At 74.3% G+C, this 15,915-nt stretch carries 18 protein-coding genes; 6 read left to right on the plus strand and 12 right to left on the minus strand.

Annotation, left to right across the window (positions count from 1 at the left end; all coding sequences use genetic code 11):
* Positions 1–16: 16 nt before the first annotated feature.
* Positions 17–1,690 carry a hypothetical protein gene (locus ACSU6L_RS31470; protein WP_437062266.1) on the minus strand — a complete coding sequence of 558 codons (1,674 nt, stop codon included), beginning with the start codon at positions 1,688–1,690 and terminating at the stop codon, positions 17–19.
* Positions 1,691–1,727: 37 nt separating this feature from the next.
* Complete coding sequence (locus ACSU6L_RS31475) at positions 1,728–1,922, minus strand: hypothetical protein (RefSeq protein ID WP_073941855.1); 195 nt, start codon at positions 1,920–1,922, stop codon at positions 1,728–1,730.
* Between the two features lie 261 nt (positions 1,923–2,183).
* Here ACSU6L_RS31475 and ACSU6L_RS31480 point away from each other — a divergent pair, with 261 nt between their 5' ends.
* From ACSU6L_RS31480 to ACSU6L_RS31500, 5 genes are all read left to right on the plus strand, one after another.
* Positions 2,184–2,576, plus strand: coding sequence for an ankyrin repeat domain-containing protein (locus ACSU6L_RS31480; protein WP_073941854.1), 393 nt, complete (start codon positions 2,184–2,186; stop codon positions 2,574–2,576).
* 324 nt (positions 2,577–2,900) lie between these two features.
* On the plus strand, positions 2,901–4,319 hold the full coding sequence (locus ACSU6L_RS31485; RefSeq protein WP_437062269.1) for a HEAT repeat domain-containing protein: 1,419 nt from the start codon (positions 2,901–2,903) through the stop codon (positions 4,317–4,319).
* 205 nt (positions 4,320–4,524) lie between these two features.
* Positions 4,525–5,652 (plus strand): glycosyltransferase family 4 protein, encoded by a 1,128-nt coding sequence (locus tag ACSU6L_RS31490; protein ID WP_437062271.1) that lies wholly within the window; start codon positions 4,525–4,527, stop codon positions 5,650–5,652.
* Positions 5,649–6,905: a glycosyltransferase gene (locus ACSU6L_RS31495; protein WP_437062273.1), complete on the plus strand. Its 1,257-nt coding sequence runs from the start codon at positions 5,649–5,651 to the stop codon at positions 6,903–6,905. Before ACSU6L_RS31490 ends, ACSU6L_RS31495 begins: the two co-directional genes overlap by 4 nt.
* Complete coding sequence (locus ACSU6L_RS31500) at positions 6,902–7,750, plus strand: SGNH/GDSL hydrolase family protein (protein WP_437062275.1); 849 nt, start codon at positions 6,902–6,904, stop codon at positions 7,748–7,750. Before ACSU6L_RS31495 ends, ACSU6L_RS31500 begins: the two co-directional genes overlap by 4 nt.
* A 73-nt stretch (positions 7,751–7,823) precedes the next feature.
* On the opposite strand, the gene ACSU6L_RS31505 is transcribed toward ACSU6L_RS31500, so the two are convergent.
* Genes ACSU6L_RS31505 through ACSU6L_RS31525 form a run of 5 tightly spaced genes read right to left on the minus strand, consistent with a single transcriptional unit; the run spans position 7,824 to position 12,268 of the window.
* Complete coding sequence (locus ACSU6L_RS31505; RefSeq protein WP_437062277.1) at positions 7,824–8,693, minus strand: biotin-dependent carboxyltransferase family protein; 870 nt, start codon at positions 8,691–8,693, stop codon at positions 7,824–7,826.
* Entirely contained in the window at positions 8,690–9,325 is a 636-nt protein-coding gene (locus tag ACSU6L_RS31510; protein WP_437062279.1) for a 5-oxoprolinase subunit B family protein, read from the minus strand. The genes ACSU6L_RS31505 and ACSU6L_RS31510 overlap by 4 nt, the downstream gene beginning before the upstream one ends.
* Positions 9,322–10,080, minus strand: coding sequence for a LamB/YcsF family protein (locus tag ACSU6L_RS31515; protein WP_437062281.1), 759 nt, complete (start codon positions 10,078–10,080; stop codon positions 9,322–9,324). Before ACSU6L_RS31515 ends, ACSU6L_RS31510 begins: the two co-directional genes overlap by 4 nt.
* A gap of 38 nt (positions 10,081–10,118) precedes the next feature.
* Complete coding sequence (locus tag ACSU6L_RS31520) at positions 10,119–10,970, minus strand: putative hydro-lyase (RefSeq protein WP_437062283.1); 852 nt, start codon at positions 10,968–10,970, stop codon at positions 10,119–10,121.
* Positions 10,967–12,268, minus strand: a complete 1,302-nt coding sequence (locus ACSU6L_RS31525) for an MFS transporter (RefSeq protein ID WP_437062285.1) — start codon at positions 12,266–12,268, stop codon at positions 10,967–10,969. The genes ACSU6L_RS31520 and ACSU6L_RS31525 overlap by 4 nt, the downstream gene beginning before the upstream one ends.
* A gap of 129 nt (positions 12,269–12,397) precedes the next feature.
* Here ACSU6L_RS31525 and ACSU6L_RS31530 point away from each other — a divergent pair, with 129 nt between their 5' ends.
* A complete protein-coding gene (locus ACSU6L_RS31530; protein ID WP_437062287.1) occupies positions 12,398–13,138 on the plus strand; it encodes a GntR family transcriptional regulator in 741 nt (246 codons plus the stop codon).
* 59 nt (positions 13,139–13,197) lie between these two features.
* Here ACSU6L_RS31530 and ACSU6L_RS31535 read toward each other — a convergent pair whose 3' ends face one another.
* From ACSU6L_RS31535 to ACSU6L_RS31555, 5 genes are read right to left on the minus strand one after another with little or no spacing between them, the layout of a single operon-like run.
* Positions 13,198–13,491 carry a gas vesicle protein K gene (locus ACSU6L_RS31535; RefSeq protein WP_437065128.1) on the minus strand — a complete coding sequence of 98 codons (294 nt, stop codon included), beginning with the start codon at positions 13,489–13,491 and terminating at the stop codon, positions 13,198–13,200.
* Complete coding sequence (locus ACSU6L_RS31540) at positions 13,488–13,736, minus strand: gas vesicle protein (RefSeq protein WP_437062289.1); 249 nt, start codon at positions 13,734–13,736, stop codon at positions 13,488–13,490. The genes ACSU6L_RS31535 and ACSU6L_RS31540 overlap by 4 nt, the downstream gene beginning before the upstream one ends.
* Complete coding sequence (locus tag ACSU6L_RS31545; RefSeq protein ID WP_437062291.1) at positions 13,733–14,623, minus strand: GvpL/GvpF family gas vesicle protein; 891 nt, start codon at positions 14,621–14,623, stop codon at positions 13,733–13,735. Before ACSU6L_RS31545 ends, ACSU6L_RS31540 begins: the two co-directional genes overlap by 4 nt.
* A complete protein-coding gene (locus tag ACSU6L_RS31550) occupies positions 14,620–14,976 on the minus strand; it encodes a gas vesicle protein (protein ID WP_073941841.1) in 357 nt (118 codons plus the stop codon). The genes ACSU6L_RS31545 and ACSU6L_RS31550 overlap by 4 nt, the downstream gene beginning before the upstream one ends.
* An 18-nt stretch (positions 14,977–14,994) precedes the next feature.
* Positions 14,995–15,912 (minus strand): SRPBCC family protein, encoded by a 918-nt coding sequence (locus ACSU6L_RS31555; protein WP_437062293.1) that lies wholly within the window; start codon positions 15,910–15,912, stop codon positions 14,995–14,997.
* Positions 15,913–15,915: the final 3 nt, after the last annotated feature.

Consider the following 15,915-nt stretch of genomic DNA (forward strand, 5'->3'; position numbering starts at 1 on the left):
CTCCGGTCGGGAGGCGTCAGGAACTCTCCGCCGCGACGGCCTTGGCGGGCACCGGATCCGGGACCTGCTCCACCGCGGGTTCCGGCTGCGCGCCGCTCCCCGGCTCCGTGGTCGTCGGCTCCGGGGTCTTCGGTCCCGTGGTCGTCGGCTCCGCGCTCTCCGGTTCGACGTCCTCCGCCGGGGTCGTGCGCGGGGGCAGCAGCTCCAGCACGGCCTGCCGGTGGGCGTCGCTGGTGGCGTCGTCGTACGGGTCGGGCGTCGCGGGGACCTGGAGGCGCAGCACCGGCCCCGCGCCGAGACGGGCGTAGCCGCGGCCCGGGGGGACATGGGTGACCGGCGTGGTCTGCGCGGGGGCGCCCAGGAACGACTCCAGCCGGCCGGCGGTGGCCGGGCCGAGGACGACGCGCGCGCGGGTGTGCTGGCGTACGGCGTCGCCGAGGGCGTCCAGGCTGTCGAACTGCTCGGCGACGACCACCGTGACCCCCGCGGCCCGGCCGTGCCGCAGCGGCACCTGGAGCAGCGACTGCGGGTCCTTGTGGCCGTCGGCGGCGGCGATGTGCGTGAGCACCGTCGGCCGGTCCAGCAGCAGCCACAGGGGCCGCCTGATGTCCTCCGGCGGCGGGTTGCCCTCCTGCCGGGCCTGGTTCGCGGCGATCAGGCGGCGCTCGGTCTCGGTCGCCGCCCACTCCAGGCCGGCCAGCGCGCCGGCCAGTCCGCACTCGACGGCGAGCACGCCGTCGCGGCCGGTCAGGCAGGCGTACTCGCCGGTGCCGCCGCCGTCGACGATGAGGACGTCACCGTGCTGCAGCGCCTGGAGCGCGATGGAGCGAAGCAGGGTGGTCGTGCCGGTGCCCGGCTGGCCGGCGACCAGCAGGTGCGGCTCGGTGGAGCGGACGCCGGTGCGCCAGACGACCGGGGGGACGTCGCGCCGCTCCTCGCCGTGGGTGAGGGGGAGGGTGCGCTGGACCTCGGAGGGGTCGGTGAAGCCGAGGACCGTCTCGCCGGGGGCGGTGACGAAACGCTGGGCGGCGATGTCGGTGGGCAGCGGGGCGAGGGCGGTGACGGCGAGCTGGTTGCCCTCCTCGTCCCAGGCGAAGTGGTACTCCCGGCCGCGGCCCGACTTGGCGGTGAGCAGGTACTCGATGCGGCGGCGGGCCTCCGCCTCGCCGTCCGGGAAGTAGGCCGGATAGCGGACCACCAGGTGGGCGACCCGGCCCGAACCGTCGAACTCGTATCCGGGGAAGGCCTTGTCCCAGTCGCCGCCGTGGGAGTACAGCGGTTCGGGGTCCTCGGCGGTCGAGAAGTACGGGACGAGCGCCTCGTACAACGACTTCAGCCGCTCGGTCTGCGACTCGTCGGGGCCGTCGGGCTCGTCCGGGCCGCGGTCCCGGCCCTGCCAGGCTGCTGCCGCCATCAGGGTGATGACGGCGAGCAGCGGTCCGTACGGCACCAGTGCCACGACCATGACCGCCGAGGCCATCAGGAACAGCAGCGGCCCGCGCCTGTCCTTGGGGGTCTCGGCCCATCTGCGCCGTCCGGCCGCCGCCAGCCGGCGCAGACCCCGGGTGATCGTGATCAGCGGATGGAGGACGTCGGTGGCGCTGTCGGCCGCCGTCCGGGCCAGCTCCCGGCTCCGGGCGATCTGCGCGCTGCCTGTGCTCAGAATGCGGGGGAGGGGGCGCCGGGCCACTGCTGTCTCCTGAAGGTGCGTACGGGCGGGACGGACGTCAGAACTTGAGGCCTCCGAGGAGGCTCGCGAGACTCTCGCCGCCGGCCTTGATGCCGGGGGCGATCGCCGTGCTCGCCAGGTAGAAGCCGAACAGGACGGAGACCAGGCAGTGCGAGGCCTTGAGGCCGTCCTTGCGGAAGAAGAGGAAGACGATGACGCCGAGCAGGACCACGCCTGAGATGGACAGGATCATTTGAGATCTCCTGGTTCGTGGGGACAGTCACCATGAGTACTTCCAGGCTCACAGGATGTATCCATACGATAAAAGGTGCAACTGGGTGAAATTCGGTGGATTTCCACCGACCGGCCGAGTCGTCTTCGGCCGGTTGAGCAGCGCGGTTGCGCCCGACCGGGTCTGTGGTGATCTTTACCTCGGGCACATCGGGTCATGTGCCGTGGGAGCCAGTACCCTGGCGATTCACCTGAACGGTTGTAGTGAGAGGCGGTCCGGCCGATGAGTGAAGCCCCCGACCCCGAGGTCGTGGAGCTGGCGACGAAGATCTTCGATCTGGCCCGGCAGGGACAGACCGAGGCACTCGTGGCGTACGTGGACGCGGGTGTTCCGGCCAACCTCACGAACGACCGCGGCGACTCCCTGGTGATGCTCGCCGCCTATCACGGCCACGCCGAGACCGTACGGGCGCTGCTCGCCCGGGGTGCCGAGGCGGACCATGTCAACGACCGAGGCCAGACACCGCTCGCCGGGGCGGTCTTCAAGGGCGAGGAAGCTGTCATCAGGGCACTGCTGGAAGGCGGAGCCAATCCTTCCGCCGGCACGCCCTCAGCCGTCGACACCGCTCGGATGTTCGGCAAGGCCGAGCTGCTGAAGCTGTTCGGCGCGGATTGATTCGCAGCGCCTGATCAGGTAAAACGCACGTTCCGACCAGGGAAGACAACGACCACGGGGGAGGCGGTACGGGGCCGCCGGAAATTTCGGTCGCGGCATGGAGAACTGCCGAGTCATCATGACGTCGTGATTCACGGACGCGATGGCTGGGCAGGTGTTGCCGCACCGCGCGGGCCGTGATGCGGTCCGCATGGGCCACCGACGAGAGGCAGAGGAAGATGGTCTACAGCAAGCTAGAGACGGCGGGCGCCCCGACGTGTTGTCACGCGGCCAGGTAGTGCACGTTCCCCGGTTGCGTCGACGCTTGATGTGAGGCTGTTTCCCATGTTCGATCCGGTCATAGCGCCCAGCGGTACGCTGCTCGGCCTGCTCCAGCGGGGCCGCGGCGATGGTACGCTCCACGCGCTCACCGCCCCCCGTGACGAGGCCCTGACGGCCCTGAACCACTGCGTGCTCCGCGACCCCCGCCACGACTGGCAGGTGGAGAACCGCTCCCTTTACTACGCCCGTCTCTACCTGGACCTGAACGGCGAGCTGGACGCCATCGAGGCGCACCTCTTCGACCCCGAGGACATCCTCGACGGCGACGAGTCGCGCACCGGGCTCGCCCTGGCCGTCCTCGGCCACCTGGCCTCCTACGGCAGGCGGGACGCCCTGGAACTGCTGCGCAGGTACGCCGCCCACGGCACCAACTGGGCATGGGCCCTGGACGAACTCGCCCTGCGCGACGACGACGCCGCCCTGCGCGGCCTCGCCGCCCCCGTCCTCGCGCGCTTCCCCGCCGACCCCGAGGGCGACGCCGAGCTGGCCGCCGCCGTACGGGACTCCTTCGAACCCCGGCCCTGGCGGCTGTGGGCCGAGGACCCCCGCGAATGGATCTCCGCGCGGGTGCGCGCCGCCCAGGAGACCGGCTGCTTCGACCGCTGGCAGCGACAGATGCGGCCCACCGGGCCACGCCCGGGCTGGAGCGTGCGAGCTGTGTTCGAATGGGCTCAGCAGGGCCTCGAACGCGGCGCCGCCCTCCATGTGCCGGCCGCCCGCTGCCTGGTCGCCGTCGCCGGTCCCGAGGACCGGCCCGAGATCGTGCAGGCGGCCAAGGACGGCACCGACGGCGCCCGCAGCACCGCGCTGCGGTACCTCGCCGACAGCGGCGATCCCGACGCCCTCGATCTGATCGAGGCCGCCGTCAGCACCGGCTCCCCGGCCGTCGTGGACGCCGCCGTCGACGCCTTCGAACGCATGAGCAGCATTGCCGCCGTGGACCGGGCGCGCGGCTGGGCCCGCCGGCCCGACCAGCTGGGCGCCGCCGCCGGCCGGGTGCTCGCCTGCCGGGGCGGAGCCCAGGACTGCGACCTGGTCCTCGGCGCCCTGCGCGAGGCGATCCGGGGCGAGGGCCCCGACGCGCCGACCCTGTGGACCCTCGTCGACGGCGCCGGACGCCTCGGCATCGGCTGCGCGGCCCCGGTCCTGCGCCATATCTACCGGGAGACCGCCTCCTCCCATCTCCGCGGCCGCGCCGCCCGCGCGCTCGCCGCCACCGACCCCTCCTTCCCCGCCGGATTCGCCGTCGAGTGCCTGTGGGACTGCGAGGAGACCACCCGCGAACTCGCCGCCCGGCACGCCGAGACCGGTGACACCCGGGTCGTCGAGCAACTGCGCCGGCTCGCCGCCGACCCGGCCGAGGAGGCCGAGGTCCAGACGGCCGTACGCAGCCGCATCGGACCGGACGCGCCCGCCGCGTGAACCGAGATCCGGCGTGCGCCGGACGACACCCGACCCCGGGCAGGGCCGGTGCGCCCCCTCGTGTGAACACGGGGTGACCCGGGGATCAGGCCCGGATGGCCGCGGTCTGACCCGCCCGGGTGCGGGTGCCAACGCTCATGGGACGTTCCTCGGCCGGAAAGATCCACGTTGACGCGGCCACGTCCAGCGCGGCGACAACACCCCTATGCGTGTCGTCATCGTGACCGAATCCTTTCCCCCCGATGTGAACGGCGTGGCCCACTGCGCGCTCCAGACCGCCCGGCACCTCGTCGATCGCGGTCACGCACCCCTCGTCGTCGCCCCGGCCCCCGCTCCCGGACAGCGGCCCGACGCCCTCGCGCCGTGCCCCGTCGTCCACGTCCCCTCCCTTCCGTTCCCGGGCTACCCCCAGGTCCGCGTCGCCCTGCCCAGCCGGCGCCTCGCCGCCGCACTCGTCGACCACCGCGCGGACATCGTCCACCTGGCCAGCCCCTTCGTCCTCGGCGTCCGCGGCATGGCCGCCGCGGCCCGGCTCGGCGTCCCCGCCCTGGCCGTCTACCAGACCGACCTGGCCGGATACGCCCGCACCTACATGGGCGCCGGCGAGGCCGCCGCCTGGCGGCGCATCCGCTCCGTGCACGCGGCCGCCGACCGCACCCTCGCGCCGTCCACCGCTTCCCTGCGCGACCTGGAGGCACACGGCGTACCCCGCGTGGAGCTGTGGCCGCGCGGTGTGGACACCGTGCGCTTCCGGCCCGGCCACCGGGACGAGGCGCTGCGCCGCGAACTGGCCCCCGGCGGCGAGCTGATCGTCGGCTACGTCGGGCGACTCGCCCCCGAGAAGCAGGTCGAGCTGCTCGCCGGTGTCTGCGGGCTGCCCGGCGTGCGGGTGGTGGTCGTCGGCGACGGCCCCAGCCGGCCCGGCCTGGAGGAGGCGCTGCCCGGCGCGGCCTTCCTCGGTCGCCGCACCGGCGACGACCTCGCCCGGATCTTCGCCTCGCTCGACGTCTTCGCGCACACCGGCCCCTTCGAGACCTTCTGCCAGACCGTGCAGGAGGCCATGGCCAGCGGGGTGCCCGTCGTCGCGCCCGCCGCCGGCGGCCCGCTCGACCTGGTCGACCACGGCCGCACCGGGCTGCTGGTCCCGCCGCGCGACGCGGACGCCGTACGGGACGCCGTGGCGTCCCTCGCCGCCGACCCGGTGCTGCGCGCCGCGTACGGCGCCGCCGCGCGGGCGACCGTCGAGGACCGCACCTGGGCGGCCGTCGGGGACCGGCTCATCGAGCACTACGAGGACGTGCTCGCCGCGCGGAAGGCGGTGCTGGCGGCATGACCGGCACCCCGCTGCGGATCGTCCGGCTGGCCAACTTCGTCGCCCCCGCGTCCGGCGGCCTGCGCACCGCGCTGCGCGAACTCGGCGAGGGCTACCGGGCGGCCGGCCACGAACCCGTCCTGATCGTGCCCGGCGAACGGCACACCGACGAGGACACCGAGCAGGGCCAGGTCGTCACCCTGCCCGGGCCGCTGCTGCCCGGCACCGGCGGCTACCGCGTCCTCACCGACCGCCGCCGCGTCGCCGCCCTCCTGGAGGACCTGGCGCCCGACCGCCTGGAGGTCTCCGACCGCACGACGCTGCGGTGGACCGGCCGGTGGGCGCGGCGCGCGCGAGTACCCGCCGTGATGGTGTCCCACGAGACCGCCGACGGCGTGCTGCGCACCTGGGGCCTGCCGGAAGGGGCCGCCCGGCGCGCCGCCGACGCGCTCAACACGCGGACCGCGCACACCTACTCCAAGGTCGTGTGCACCACCGAGTTCGCCGAGCGGGAGTTCGTGCGCATCGGGGCCCGCAACGTCGTACGGGCCCCTCTCGGCGTCGATCTGACGCACCGGCACCCCTCGCTGCGGGACCCGGAGATACGCGGCCGCCACGCGCGCGTGGACGAGGAGCTGCTGGTGATGTGCTCCCGGCTGTCCGTGGAGAAGCGGCCCGGGACCGCGCTCGACGCCCTCGCCGAGCTTCGCCGGCGGGGCAGGCGGGCGGTGCTCGTGGTCGCCGGGGACGGGCCGCTGCGCCGGCGGCTCGAACAGCGGGCGCGTGAACGGGAGCTGCCGGTCACCTTCCTCGGGCACGTCCTCGACCGAGGGCTGCTCGGGGCGCTCCAGGCCGGCGCCGACGTCTGCCTGGCGCCGGGGCCCGCGGAGACGTTCGGGCTGGCCGCGCTGGAGGCCATGGCCTGCGGGACGCCCGTCGCGGTGAGCGCGTCCTCCGCCCTGCCGGAGGTCGTCGGATCCGCCGGAGCCGTCGCGGCGGACACCGGGGAGGGCTTCGCGGACGCCGTGGAGGCGCTGCTGGAGCGACCCGTGCGGGAGCGGCGCGACGCGGCACGCGCGCGTGCGGAGTGCTTCGGCTGGGGCACCGCGGTGGAGGCGTTCCTCGCCGCGCACGACACGACGGTCCTGACCGGTCCCTTCGCCGCGGGGGGCGCCGGAGTCGGGGAGGGCGCCGGTGTCGGGCAGGGCGCCGGTGTCGGGCAGGGCGCCGAAGTCGCCGAGGGCGCCGGAGTCGCGGAGGGCGTCGTCGGATGAGACCTCCGAGGTTCGTCGCGCTCGGCGACTCGCTGACCGAAGGGGTGGGTGATCCCGTGGCCGGCGGGTGGCGCGGCTGGGCCGCGCTGCTCGCCCCCGGCCTCGCCCCCGAACCGGTCCGGTTCACCAACCTCGCGGTCAGCGGGGCGCAGACCAGGGACGTGCTGGAGACCCAGCTGCGCGCCGGGCTGGCCCTGCGACCTGACCTGGTGTCCGTCGTCGTCGGCGTCAACGACACCCTGCGCCGCACCTTCGACATCCACGCGGTCACCGCGCGGCTCGACACGGTGTACGCGGCGTTCACCGCGCAGGGCGCGGTCCTGCTCACCGCCTGTCTGCCCGACCCCGGCACCATGCTGCGGCTGCCCGGGGCGCTCGCCCGCCCCCTCGCCCGGCGCCAGCGGGCGGTCAACAGCGTGGTCCACGCCCTCTCCGAGCGTTACGGCGCCGTGCACCTGCACGCCTGCGAGGACGCCTGGCTCGGCGACCGGGCGATGTGGAGCGCGGACCGGCTGCACCCCGGCGAGAAGGGCCACCGGCAGCTGGCGGTCCGCTTCCACGCGCTGCTGGCCGGAGCGGGCCTCGCGACCGGCCCGGCCCCCTCGCCGGAGCCCGCCTCGCCTGCGCCGACCCGAGGGGCCGCGCTGTGGTGGCTGGCCACCGCGGGCACCGGCTGGGTGGCCCGCCGGTGCACCGACCTGCTGCCCCAGCTGCTGCGGCTCGCCGCCGACGAGCTTCACCACGACGCCCGCGGCACCAGCGCCCGCCTCGACCTGCGCGCGACCCAGGCGGTGTCGACGGCACTGGCGGCGCTGCCGGTGGTGGGGCGGACGGGCGCGGCGTAGGGGTCCCCTGGGCGAGTCCGGGGGCCGTGGGTGGCGGTGTTCCGCCGTGGAACGGCCGGGCGCCCCGGGCCCGTCAGCGGCGGCGTACCGCCACGAAACGGACCGGGGTGCCTGGGACCGCCTGGGCTGCTGCCGCGAGGTCGGCGGGACGGACGACCGCGATCACCGGGTAGCCGCCCGTGGTCGGGTGGTCGGCAAGGAAGACGACCGGGCGGCCGTCCGGGGGCACCTGGACCGCGCCCAGCACCATTCCCTCGCTGGGCAGCTCACCCGTGAGGGCCCGAGCCAGGGCGGGGCCCTCCGTGCGCAGCCCGATGCGGTTGCTCGCCGCGGACACCCGGTAGGGGCGGGACGTGAACGCGCGCAGTGCCACCGGCGTGAACCAGTCGTCGCGGGGCCCGAAGGTGACCCGCAGGACCAACTCGGCGGGCGGCGCGGGCTGCGGAGCGGCGTCCACGCGCGCGTGCGGCTCGCCCGGCGCACCGAGCGGCAGCACGGCGCCGTCGGTGAGGGGCGCCGGGCCCAGCCCAGACAGCAGGTCAGTGGAACGGCTGCCGAGCACCGGCTCGACGGCCACGCCCCCGGAGACGGCGACGTAGCTCCGCAGGCCGGCCCGCGCCGCGCCCACGTCCAGGAGAGCCCCGGCGGGCACCCGTACGGGGGCGCCCCAGGCGGCGGGCCGGCCGTCCACGGTCACCGCGCAGGGGGCACCGCCGACCGCCACGGTGACGGCCGAACGCGGCCGCACCGCGCAGCCGGTGAGGGTCGTCTCCAGGACGGCCGCCTCCGGCGGATTGCCCACCAGCCGGTTGACCAGGGCCGCCGCGGGGGCGTCCAGCGCCCCGGAACGCGGCACCCCGAGGTGGGCGTGCCCTGGGCGCCCGAGGTCCTGGACGGTGGTCAGCGCTCCGGCCCGTACGACGGCGAGTGCGCGGTCCGTCATGCCGCCCCCGCCCCCGCACCCGTCCCCGCCGGGACGAAACGCACCCGCGTGCCCGGTGCGAGCAGCGCGGCCGGTACGCGCGCGTGGTCCCACAGCACCGCCTCCGTGCTGCCGATGAGCTGCCAGCCGCCGGGCGACGACCTCGGGTAGACGCCGGTGTACGGGCCCGCCAGCGCCACCGCCCCGGCCGGCACCGCGGTGCGCGGCGTGGCCCGGCGCGGGACGTCGTAGCGCGGCGGCAGTCCGGTGAGGTAGCCGAAGCCGGGGGCGAACCCGCAGAAGGCGACCCGGAACTCGGTCCCCGCGTGGATGCGGGCCACTTCCTGTGCGGACACCCCCCAGTGGGCGGCGACGTCGGCCAGGTCGGGGCCGTCGTAGCGCACCGGGATGGCGACGACCGCCTCGGGGCGCGGCGGCGCGGGCGGTACGTCGGCGGCGGCGAGCTCGGCGGCCAGCCGGCCGGGGTCGGTCAGCCCGTCGAGAAGGACGGTCCGCGCGGCGGGCACGATCTCCCGCACCGCCAGCGAGCCCTCCGCGCGGCGCCGCAGCAGCTCCGCGTGGAGGGCCTGCGCCTCCTCCCCGGAGGCCACCTCGACGAGCAGCGCGGTGGCCCCGACCGGCAGCACCCTCATGCGAAGGCCTCCACCCGTACGCCCGCCGACTCCAGCCGCCGCCGGACCCGCCGGGCCAGCTCCACCGCGCCGGGCGTGTCCCCGTGCAGGCACAGGGACCGCGCGCGGACCTCGATCGGAACGCCGGAGCGGGCGGTCACCGTCCCGGACCGGGCAAGGCCCACCGACCGCTCCACGACGGCCTCCGGGTCGGTGACCACGGCACCTTCCTGCCCGCGCGGCACCAGCGTGCCCTCCTCGGTGTACGCGCGGTCGGCGAACGCCTCCGTGACGGCCGGGAGGCCCGCCTTGGCGGCCAGCTCCAGCAGCCGCGAGCCGGGCAGCCCCAGCACGGGCAGCGTGGCGTCCGCGAGGAGCACCCCCTCGACGACCGCGCCGGCCTGCTGCTCGTCGCGCACCACGCGGTTGTACAGCGCGCCGTGCGGTTTGACGTAGGCCACGCGGGCGCCCGCCGCCCGCGCGAAGACCTCCAGGGCGCCGATCTGGTAGGCCACCTCGGCCGCCAGCTCGGCGGGCGGCACGTCCATCGCGCGGCGCCCGAACCCGGCGAGATCCCGGTAGGAGACCTGGGCGCCGATCGTCACCCCGCGCCCGGCCGCCAGCTCGCACACCCGGCGCATGGTGGCCGCGTCACCCGCGTGGAAGCCGCAGGCCACGTTGGCGCTGGTGACGACGGACAGCAACTGTTCGTCGTCGGTCAGCCGCCAGCGGCCGAAGCCCTCGCCGAGGTCGGCGTTCAGATCGATCGCGGTCATGGTCCCCTCTTGCTTGGTCGGGCTCGGTCGGGCTCGGATCAGCCCACGCGGTACTGCTCGTCGCGGGCGTCGGTGAGGAACATCCGGCCGGGTGCGTGGGTGATCGCGAACGGCGGGCGCGAGGCCGTCACCGCCGCCTGCGGGGTCACACCGCAGGCCCAGAACACCGGGATGTCGTCCGGCTCGGCCGTCACCGGTTCGCCGAAGTCGGGTCGGCCGAGGTCGTCGATGCCGAGTGCCGACGGGTCGCCGCAGTGTACGGGGCCGCCGTGCACGGCCGGGAGCAGACTGGTCTCCCGGATCGCCGCCGCCAGGTGCTCCGGCGGTACCGGCCGCATGGACACCACCATGGGGCCGTGCAGCCGGCCGGCGGGCCGGCAGGGGCGGCTGGTGACGTACATCGGGACGTTGCGGCCCTGCTCGACATGGCGGACCGGGACGCCCGCCCGGGTCAGCGCCCACTCGAAGGTGAAGCTGCACCCGATCAGGAACGACACCAGGTCGTCCCGCCAGTGGCCGAGGACGTCCGTCGGCTCGTCGACCAGCTCGCCGTCCCGCCACACCCGGTAGCGCGGCAGATCGGTGCGCAGGTCCGCGCCGTCGGCGAGCACCGTGCTCCAGGAACCCGCGTCGGTGACGTCGAGCACCGGGCACGGCTTGGGGTTGCGCTGGCAGAACAGCAGCATGTCGTACGCCCAGTCCGCGGGTACCGAGATCAGGTTCACCTGGGTGTGGCCCGCCGCGACCCCGGCGGTGGGGCCGGCCAGCCCCGCGCGGATGCGGGCGCGGGCCTCCCGGGGGGTCCACGCGTGCGCGCGGGCGTCGACCAGGGTCAGGGGGCGGTCCCCGGTGGCGGTGACGGCGGGGGAGTGGTGCCGCGGGCGGGTCACGTCAGCTCCTTTCCACGGGTCTCCGGCAGACCGAGCAGCGCGAGCGCGGCGATGCCGTAGCCGACCGCGCCGAAGACCAGCGCGCCGCCCACGCCCCAGCTGTCGGCGAGGAAGCCGACCGTCGTGGGGAAGACGGCGCCCACCGCGCGGCCGGTGTTGTACGTGAAGCCCTGGCCGGTGCCGCGCACCGCCGTCGGGTACAGCTCGCTCAGGAAGGAGCCGAAGCCGCTGAAGATCGCCGACATGCAGAACCCGAGCGGGAATCCGAGCACGAGCAGCAGGGAGTCGGCGCCGCTCGGGATGTTCGCGTACGCCAGGATGCAGACCGCCGACAGCAGCGCGAACAGCCAGATGTTGCGCCGCCGGCCCAGCCGGTCGGTGAGATGACCGCCCGTCAGATAGCCGATGAAGGCACCGGAGATCAGGAAGGTCAGGTAGCCGCCGGTGCCGACGACCGAGAGGTCGCGTTCCGTCTTCAGGTAGGTCGGCACCCAGGTGGCGAGGGTGTAGTAGCCGCCCTGGACGCCGGTGGACAGCAGCACGGCGAAGAGCGTGGTGCGCAGCAGCCCGGGCTTGAAGATGGTCGTGAACGAGCCCTTCGCGGGGTTGTGTTCGCGTACGGCGACGGCCTGGGGCGCGTCGTGCACCCGGCGGCGCATCCACACGACCAGCAGCGCGGGCAGCGCGCCGGTCCAGAACATCACCCGCCAGGCCAGGTCGTCGTCGAGGACCGAGAAGACCAGGGTGTACACGATCGCCGCGAGCGCCCAGCCCACGGCCCAGGAGCTCTGGACGGCGCCGAGGGTGCGGCCGCGGTGCCTGGCGCTCGAGTACTCGGCGACCAGGATGGCGCCGACCGCCCACTCGCCGCCGAACCCGAGGCCCTGCAGTGCCCGGAAGACCAGCAGCGTCTCGTAGGTGGGGGCGAAGCCGCAGGCCACGGTGAACACGGCGTACGTGATCACGGTGATCATCAGCGCCTTGACCCGGCCGACGCGGTCCGCGAGCACCCCGGCGAGCGCGCCGCCGATCGCGGACACGACGAGGGTGACGGTGGTGAACAGGCCGGTCTGGCCGCTGTCCAGGCCGAAGTACGCGGACAGCGCGACCATGCTGAGCGGCAGTGTGAAGTAGTCGTACGAGTCCAGGGCATAGCCGCCGAACGCGCCGGCGAAGGCGCGTCGGCCGCGCGGCCCCAGTGCGCGCAGCCAGCCCAACGGGCCTGCCTCGTGGTGGTGTTGATCCGCGTCGTCGCGTGTGTCGCCGGTCAGGGCCTTCGGTGGAGGAGTCGTGCTCATGGGCACCTCGCAAGGGGAGGACGGAGGGTGCTTCAGAAGTGAGCCAACACACAGCAACGTAGAGGATCGTTCAACGATCCTTCAATACCCCTGTTGTCTCGTCCTGTTGGCTGCGCTTGAATTCCAGGCATGGCAGAGCAGTTGACGGATCTTGCCGACGACCGCGCGCTCCTCGGGCGCACCAGCACCGCCGAGCGGGTCTCGGACATCCTCAGGAGCCGTATCGCCGACGGGTACTTCCCGCCCGGGACGCGGCTGTCCGAGGACAGCATCGGTGGGGCGCTCGGCGTCTCCCGCAACACGCTGCGCGAGGCGTTCCGGCTGCTCACGCACGAACGGCTGCTCGTCCACGAACTGAACCGGGGGGTCTTCGTCCGGGTGCTGACGGTGGAGGACGTCGAGGACATCTACCGCACCCGCCGGCTCGTCGAGTGCGCCGTCGTCCGGGGGCTGGGCGCCCCGCCGCACGACGTCGGCGCGCTCGCCGCGGCCGTCGAGGCGGGCCGGCGCGCGGCACGCGAAGGTGACTGGAAAGCGGTGGGTACGGCCAACATCCACTTCCACCGGGAGCTGGTCGCCCTCGCCGGCAGCGAGCGCACCGACGAACTGATGCGCAGCGTCTTCGCCGAACTGCGCCTGGCCTTCCACGTCGTGGACGAACCGCGGCGCCTGCACGAGCCGTACATCGCGCGCAACGCCGTGATTCTCGAGGCGTTGCGGGAAGGCGACCGCGGCAAGGCCGAGCGCCTGCTCGCGGGCTATCTCGACGACTCGCTGGAGCGGGTGGTGGAGGTGTACCGGAGGCGGGTCGGGGAGGAGGGCCAGGGCCCGCCGTCCGGATCACCCGGGACCGGGTCGTCCGGGCGTTGAAGGTGAGCGGCGGGCCCTTCTCGCCGCCGCACGCGGGGCTGCCGGATCCGCCGGCCGGCTCACGGCCCGGGGTCCGCCAGCAGCGGTCCGAGCGGACCCAGGTCGAGATTCAGGTCGCTGCGGCTCAGCCCGTGCTGCTCACACATTTCGTCCATCCGCTGGTCGAGCAGCATCAGGGCGGTCCCGAGCCGCTCCTCCTGCTCCGCACTCAGCGTTCCCTCGTCGAACCGGCGCACCGCCTGGCGTTCCATGAGCTGCCGCAACAGCTCGACCACCGTCAGGACCAAGGCCGCCAGGTCGTTCGCCACCCGCTCAGGGTCCAGGTCGACGGACCCGGCCCGCCGCGCGCTCACAGCGGCCCGCTGTCCGGCCACGGAGCGGGCACCCGCTCGTTGACCGACGACAGCAGGGCGTGCAGCGAGACCCGCACCAGCGGCACGTCGGCGATGGCGAGGACCAGGTCCCCGCTGACCACGACCCCGGTCGCCAGCACCCGGTCCAGCAGGTCGACCAGCGGCACGCCGACCGGCGCGTAGGGCTCCGGCTCGTCCCACGGGACGAACGGCCGCCCCGGTTCCCGGGTGTCGGGCACGGTCATGCGCCGGCCTCCTGCCTATGCTCCGGGTCTCGTTCCGCGCACTGCCGCTGCTCGTCCAGGCGCGCGAAGGAGTACGGGACCCACGGCCCCGACGCGACGACCTCGACGCCCCGGAGCCGGCCCGCGGCGGTCAGCCGCTCCAGCGCCCCGGTGAAGGCCGCCCGGCCGGCGTCGTCGACGAGGTAGGCCCCGTTCAGCAGTTGCGGGGCGTCCTTTCCCGTCAGCTCGCTGCTCTGCGGCCGGTGCCGGGTCGCGGCGACGGCGTGCCGTCTCAGCTCCCGGTCCACGGCCCGGGCCTCGGCCAGGGCTTGCTCGTGCTCCTCCTGCCGGGTGCGGCGCCGCGCGCTGACCCGGCGCAGGTAGGCGCGTCCCGCGACACCGCGATCGGTCCCGGTGCCGTCGGTCCCGGTGCCGTCGTTCCCCGCGCCGTCGTTCTTGGCGCCGTCGTCGGAGGGCGCCGCGGTGGTGGTGGCGGCCGTGGCGGCATGGACCTTCACCGCCCACTCCGTACGGCCTCGCAACCGGTCGAGCAGCGCGGCCAGCTCCGCCTCCCGCTCCACGACCGCTCGCACAGCGGTGTCGTCGGTGCGGTACAGCGTCGCCAGCGGAAGCGGTACGGCAGGACCCCACCGTGCGGCCGTCTCCACGGCCCGGTGGTGCGCGCGGGCGACGCGCTCCAGCTCGTCCGGACGTTCGAGCCGCTGGGCGAGCGCCGCCTCGCCGAACGCGGCCGCCGGTACGTCCTGGACGAGCAGGAAGAGGTGCCCGGCCGGCAGGACGCGCAGCGGTCCGCCCCCGTCGTGACCGGGGTGCACGTGCGGCTCCGCGCCGGCCGGGTGGGCGGACAGCACGGCGAAGGCGCACACGAGTGTGGCGTCCGCGTTCATCGGACCTCCTCCGGCTCCTCGTCCAGAGCCTCCCGTACGGCCTCCTCCAGCGCCGCGAGACGCTCCCGCAGCAGGGCGTTCTCCTGCGCGAGCGCGTCCCTCGCGGCCCGGGAGGACAGCGCCGGGTCCGTCTCCCACCAGTCGATGCCCGCCTTCCGCGCGGTGTCGACCGATGCGATGAACAGGCGCAGCCGGATGGTCAGCAGCTCGATGTCGAGCAGATCGATCTTGATGTCGCCCGCGATGACGATGCCTTTGTCGAGGACTCGTTCGAGAAGGTCGGCGAGGTTGCCGGTGACGGGTGCGTACTGCTGCGTCTCCGCGCCCGGAGGCCAGGTGCTCACGTCGGTCACTGCACGCTCCCCGGGTGGTCAGCGACGCGTACGGCCGGCTCTGTCGCCCTCGTCCTCTTCGCCCTCTTCGTATTCGTCCTCTTCGCCGTAGTCGCCGTTCTCGTCCTCGTCCTCGTCCTCGTACTCGTACTCGTCGTCGTACTCGTCCTCATCGGCGTCTTCTTCCTCGTCTTCTTCCCCGGCCTCCTCGTCCTCCCTGTCCTCCTCGGCTTCCGCCTCGTACTCGTCGCCTTCCTCGTCGGCCCGCACGTCCTCGGGCGTGCGGACCACTTCGCCGTCGCGGATCTCGCCGCGCCAGCCCTCCACCTCCTCGTCGGCGTGCAGCGTGACGTGCCGTGCGAAGTGCTTCAGGTCGAGGCGCAGCCGGCGCCCCTGGGCGCGCCACAGATTGCCGGTCTTCTCGAAGAGGCCTGCCGGGTCGTACTCGACGACCACGACGATCCGGGTGAGGCGGGGCGCCAGCTCGTGGAAGGTGACGGCGCCGCGGGTGGTGCCCTTGGCGCCCTCGGACGTCCACACGATCCGCTCGTCGGGCACCTGCTCCTGGACGGTCGCCCGCCAACTGCGTTTCGAGGGGCCGACCTTGGCGTTCCAGGTGGACTCGACGTCGCCGGACTTGCTGACGCTGCGCACACCCTTGGTGAAACCGCTGAAGTCCTCGAAGGCGGTCCACTGGTCGTATGCGGTGCGCAGGGGCACACCGACGTCCACGGCCTCCATGATGTGGGTGGCCTTGACGCCTCCGCTGCCGCTCCGGCCGCCCGCGCCGCCCCCCTCCGTCAGCCGGGTGGCCAGCTTGCCGACCCCGTGCACCGCCTTCTTCATGAGGCTGCCGCCCAGGGCGGAGACGTAGCCGCTCAGCGCGTCCTTGAGGTCGTCCAACGGAAGGGCCGTGTGCCCGCTCGCCCGGTCGCCCCGTTCCCGCGTCGTCGCCATCCG

It is taken from the genome of Streptomyces sp. enrichment culture, assembly GCF_964272855.1.
In the GTDB taxonomy this organism is placed as follows: Bacteria; Actinomycetota; Actinomycetes; order Streptomycetales; family Streptomycetaceae; genus Streptomyces.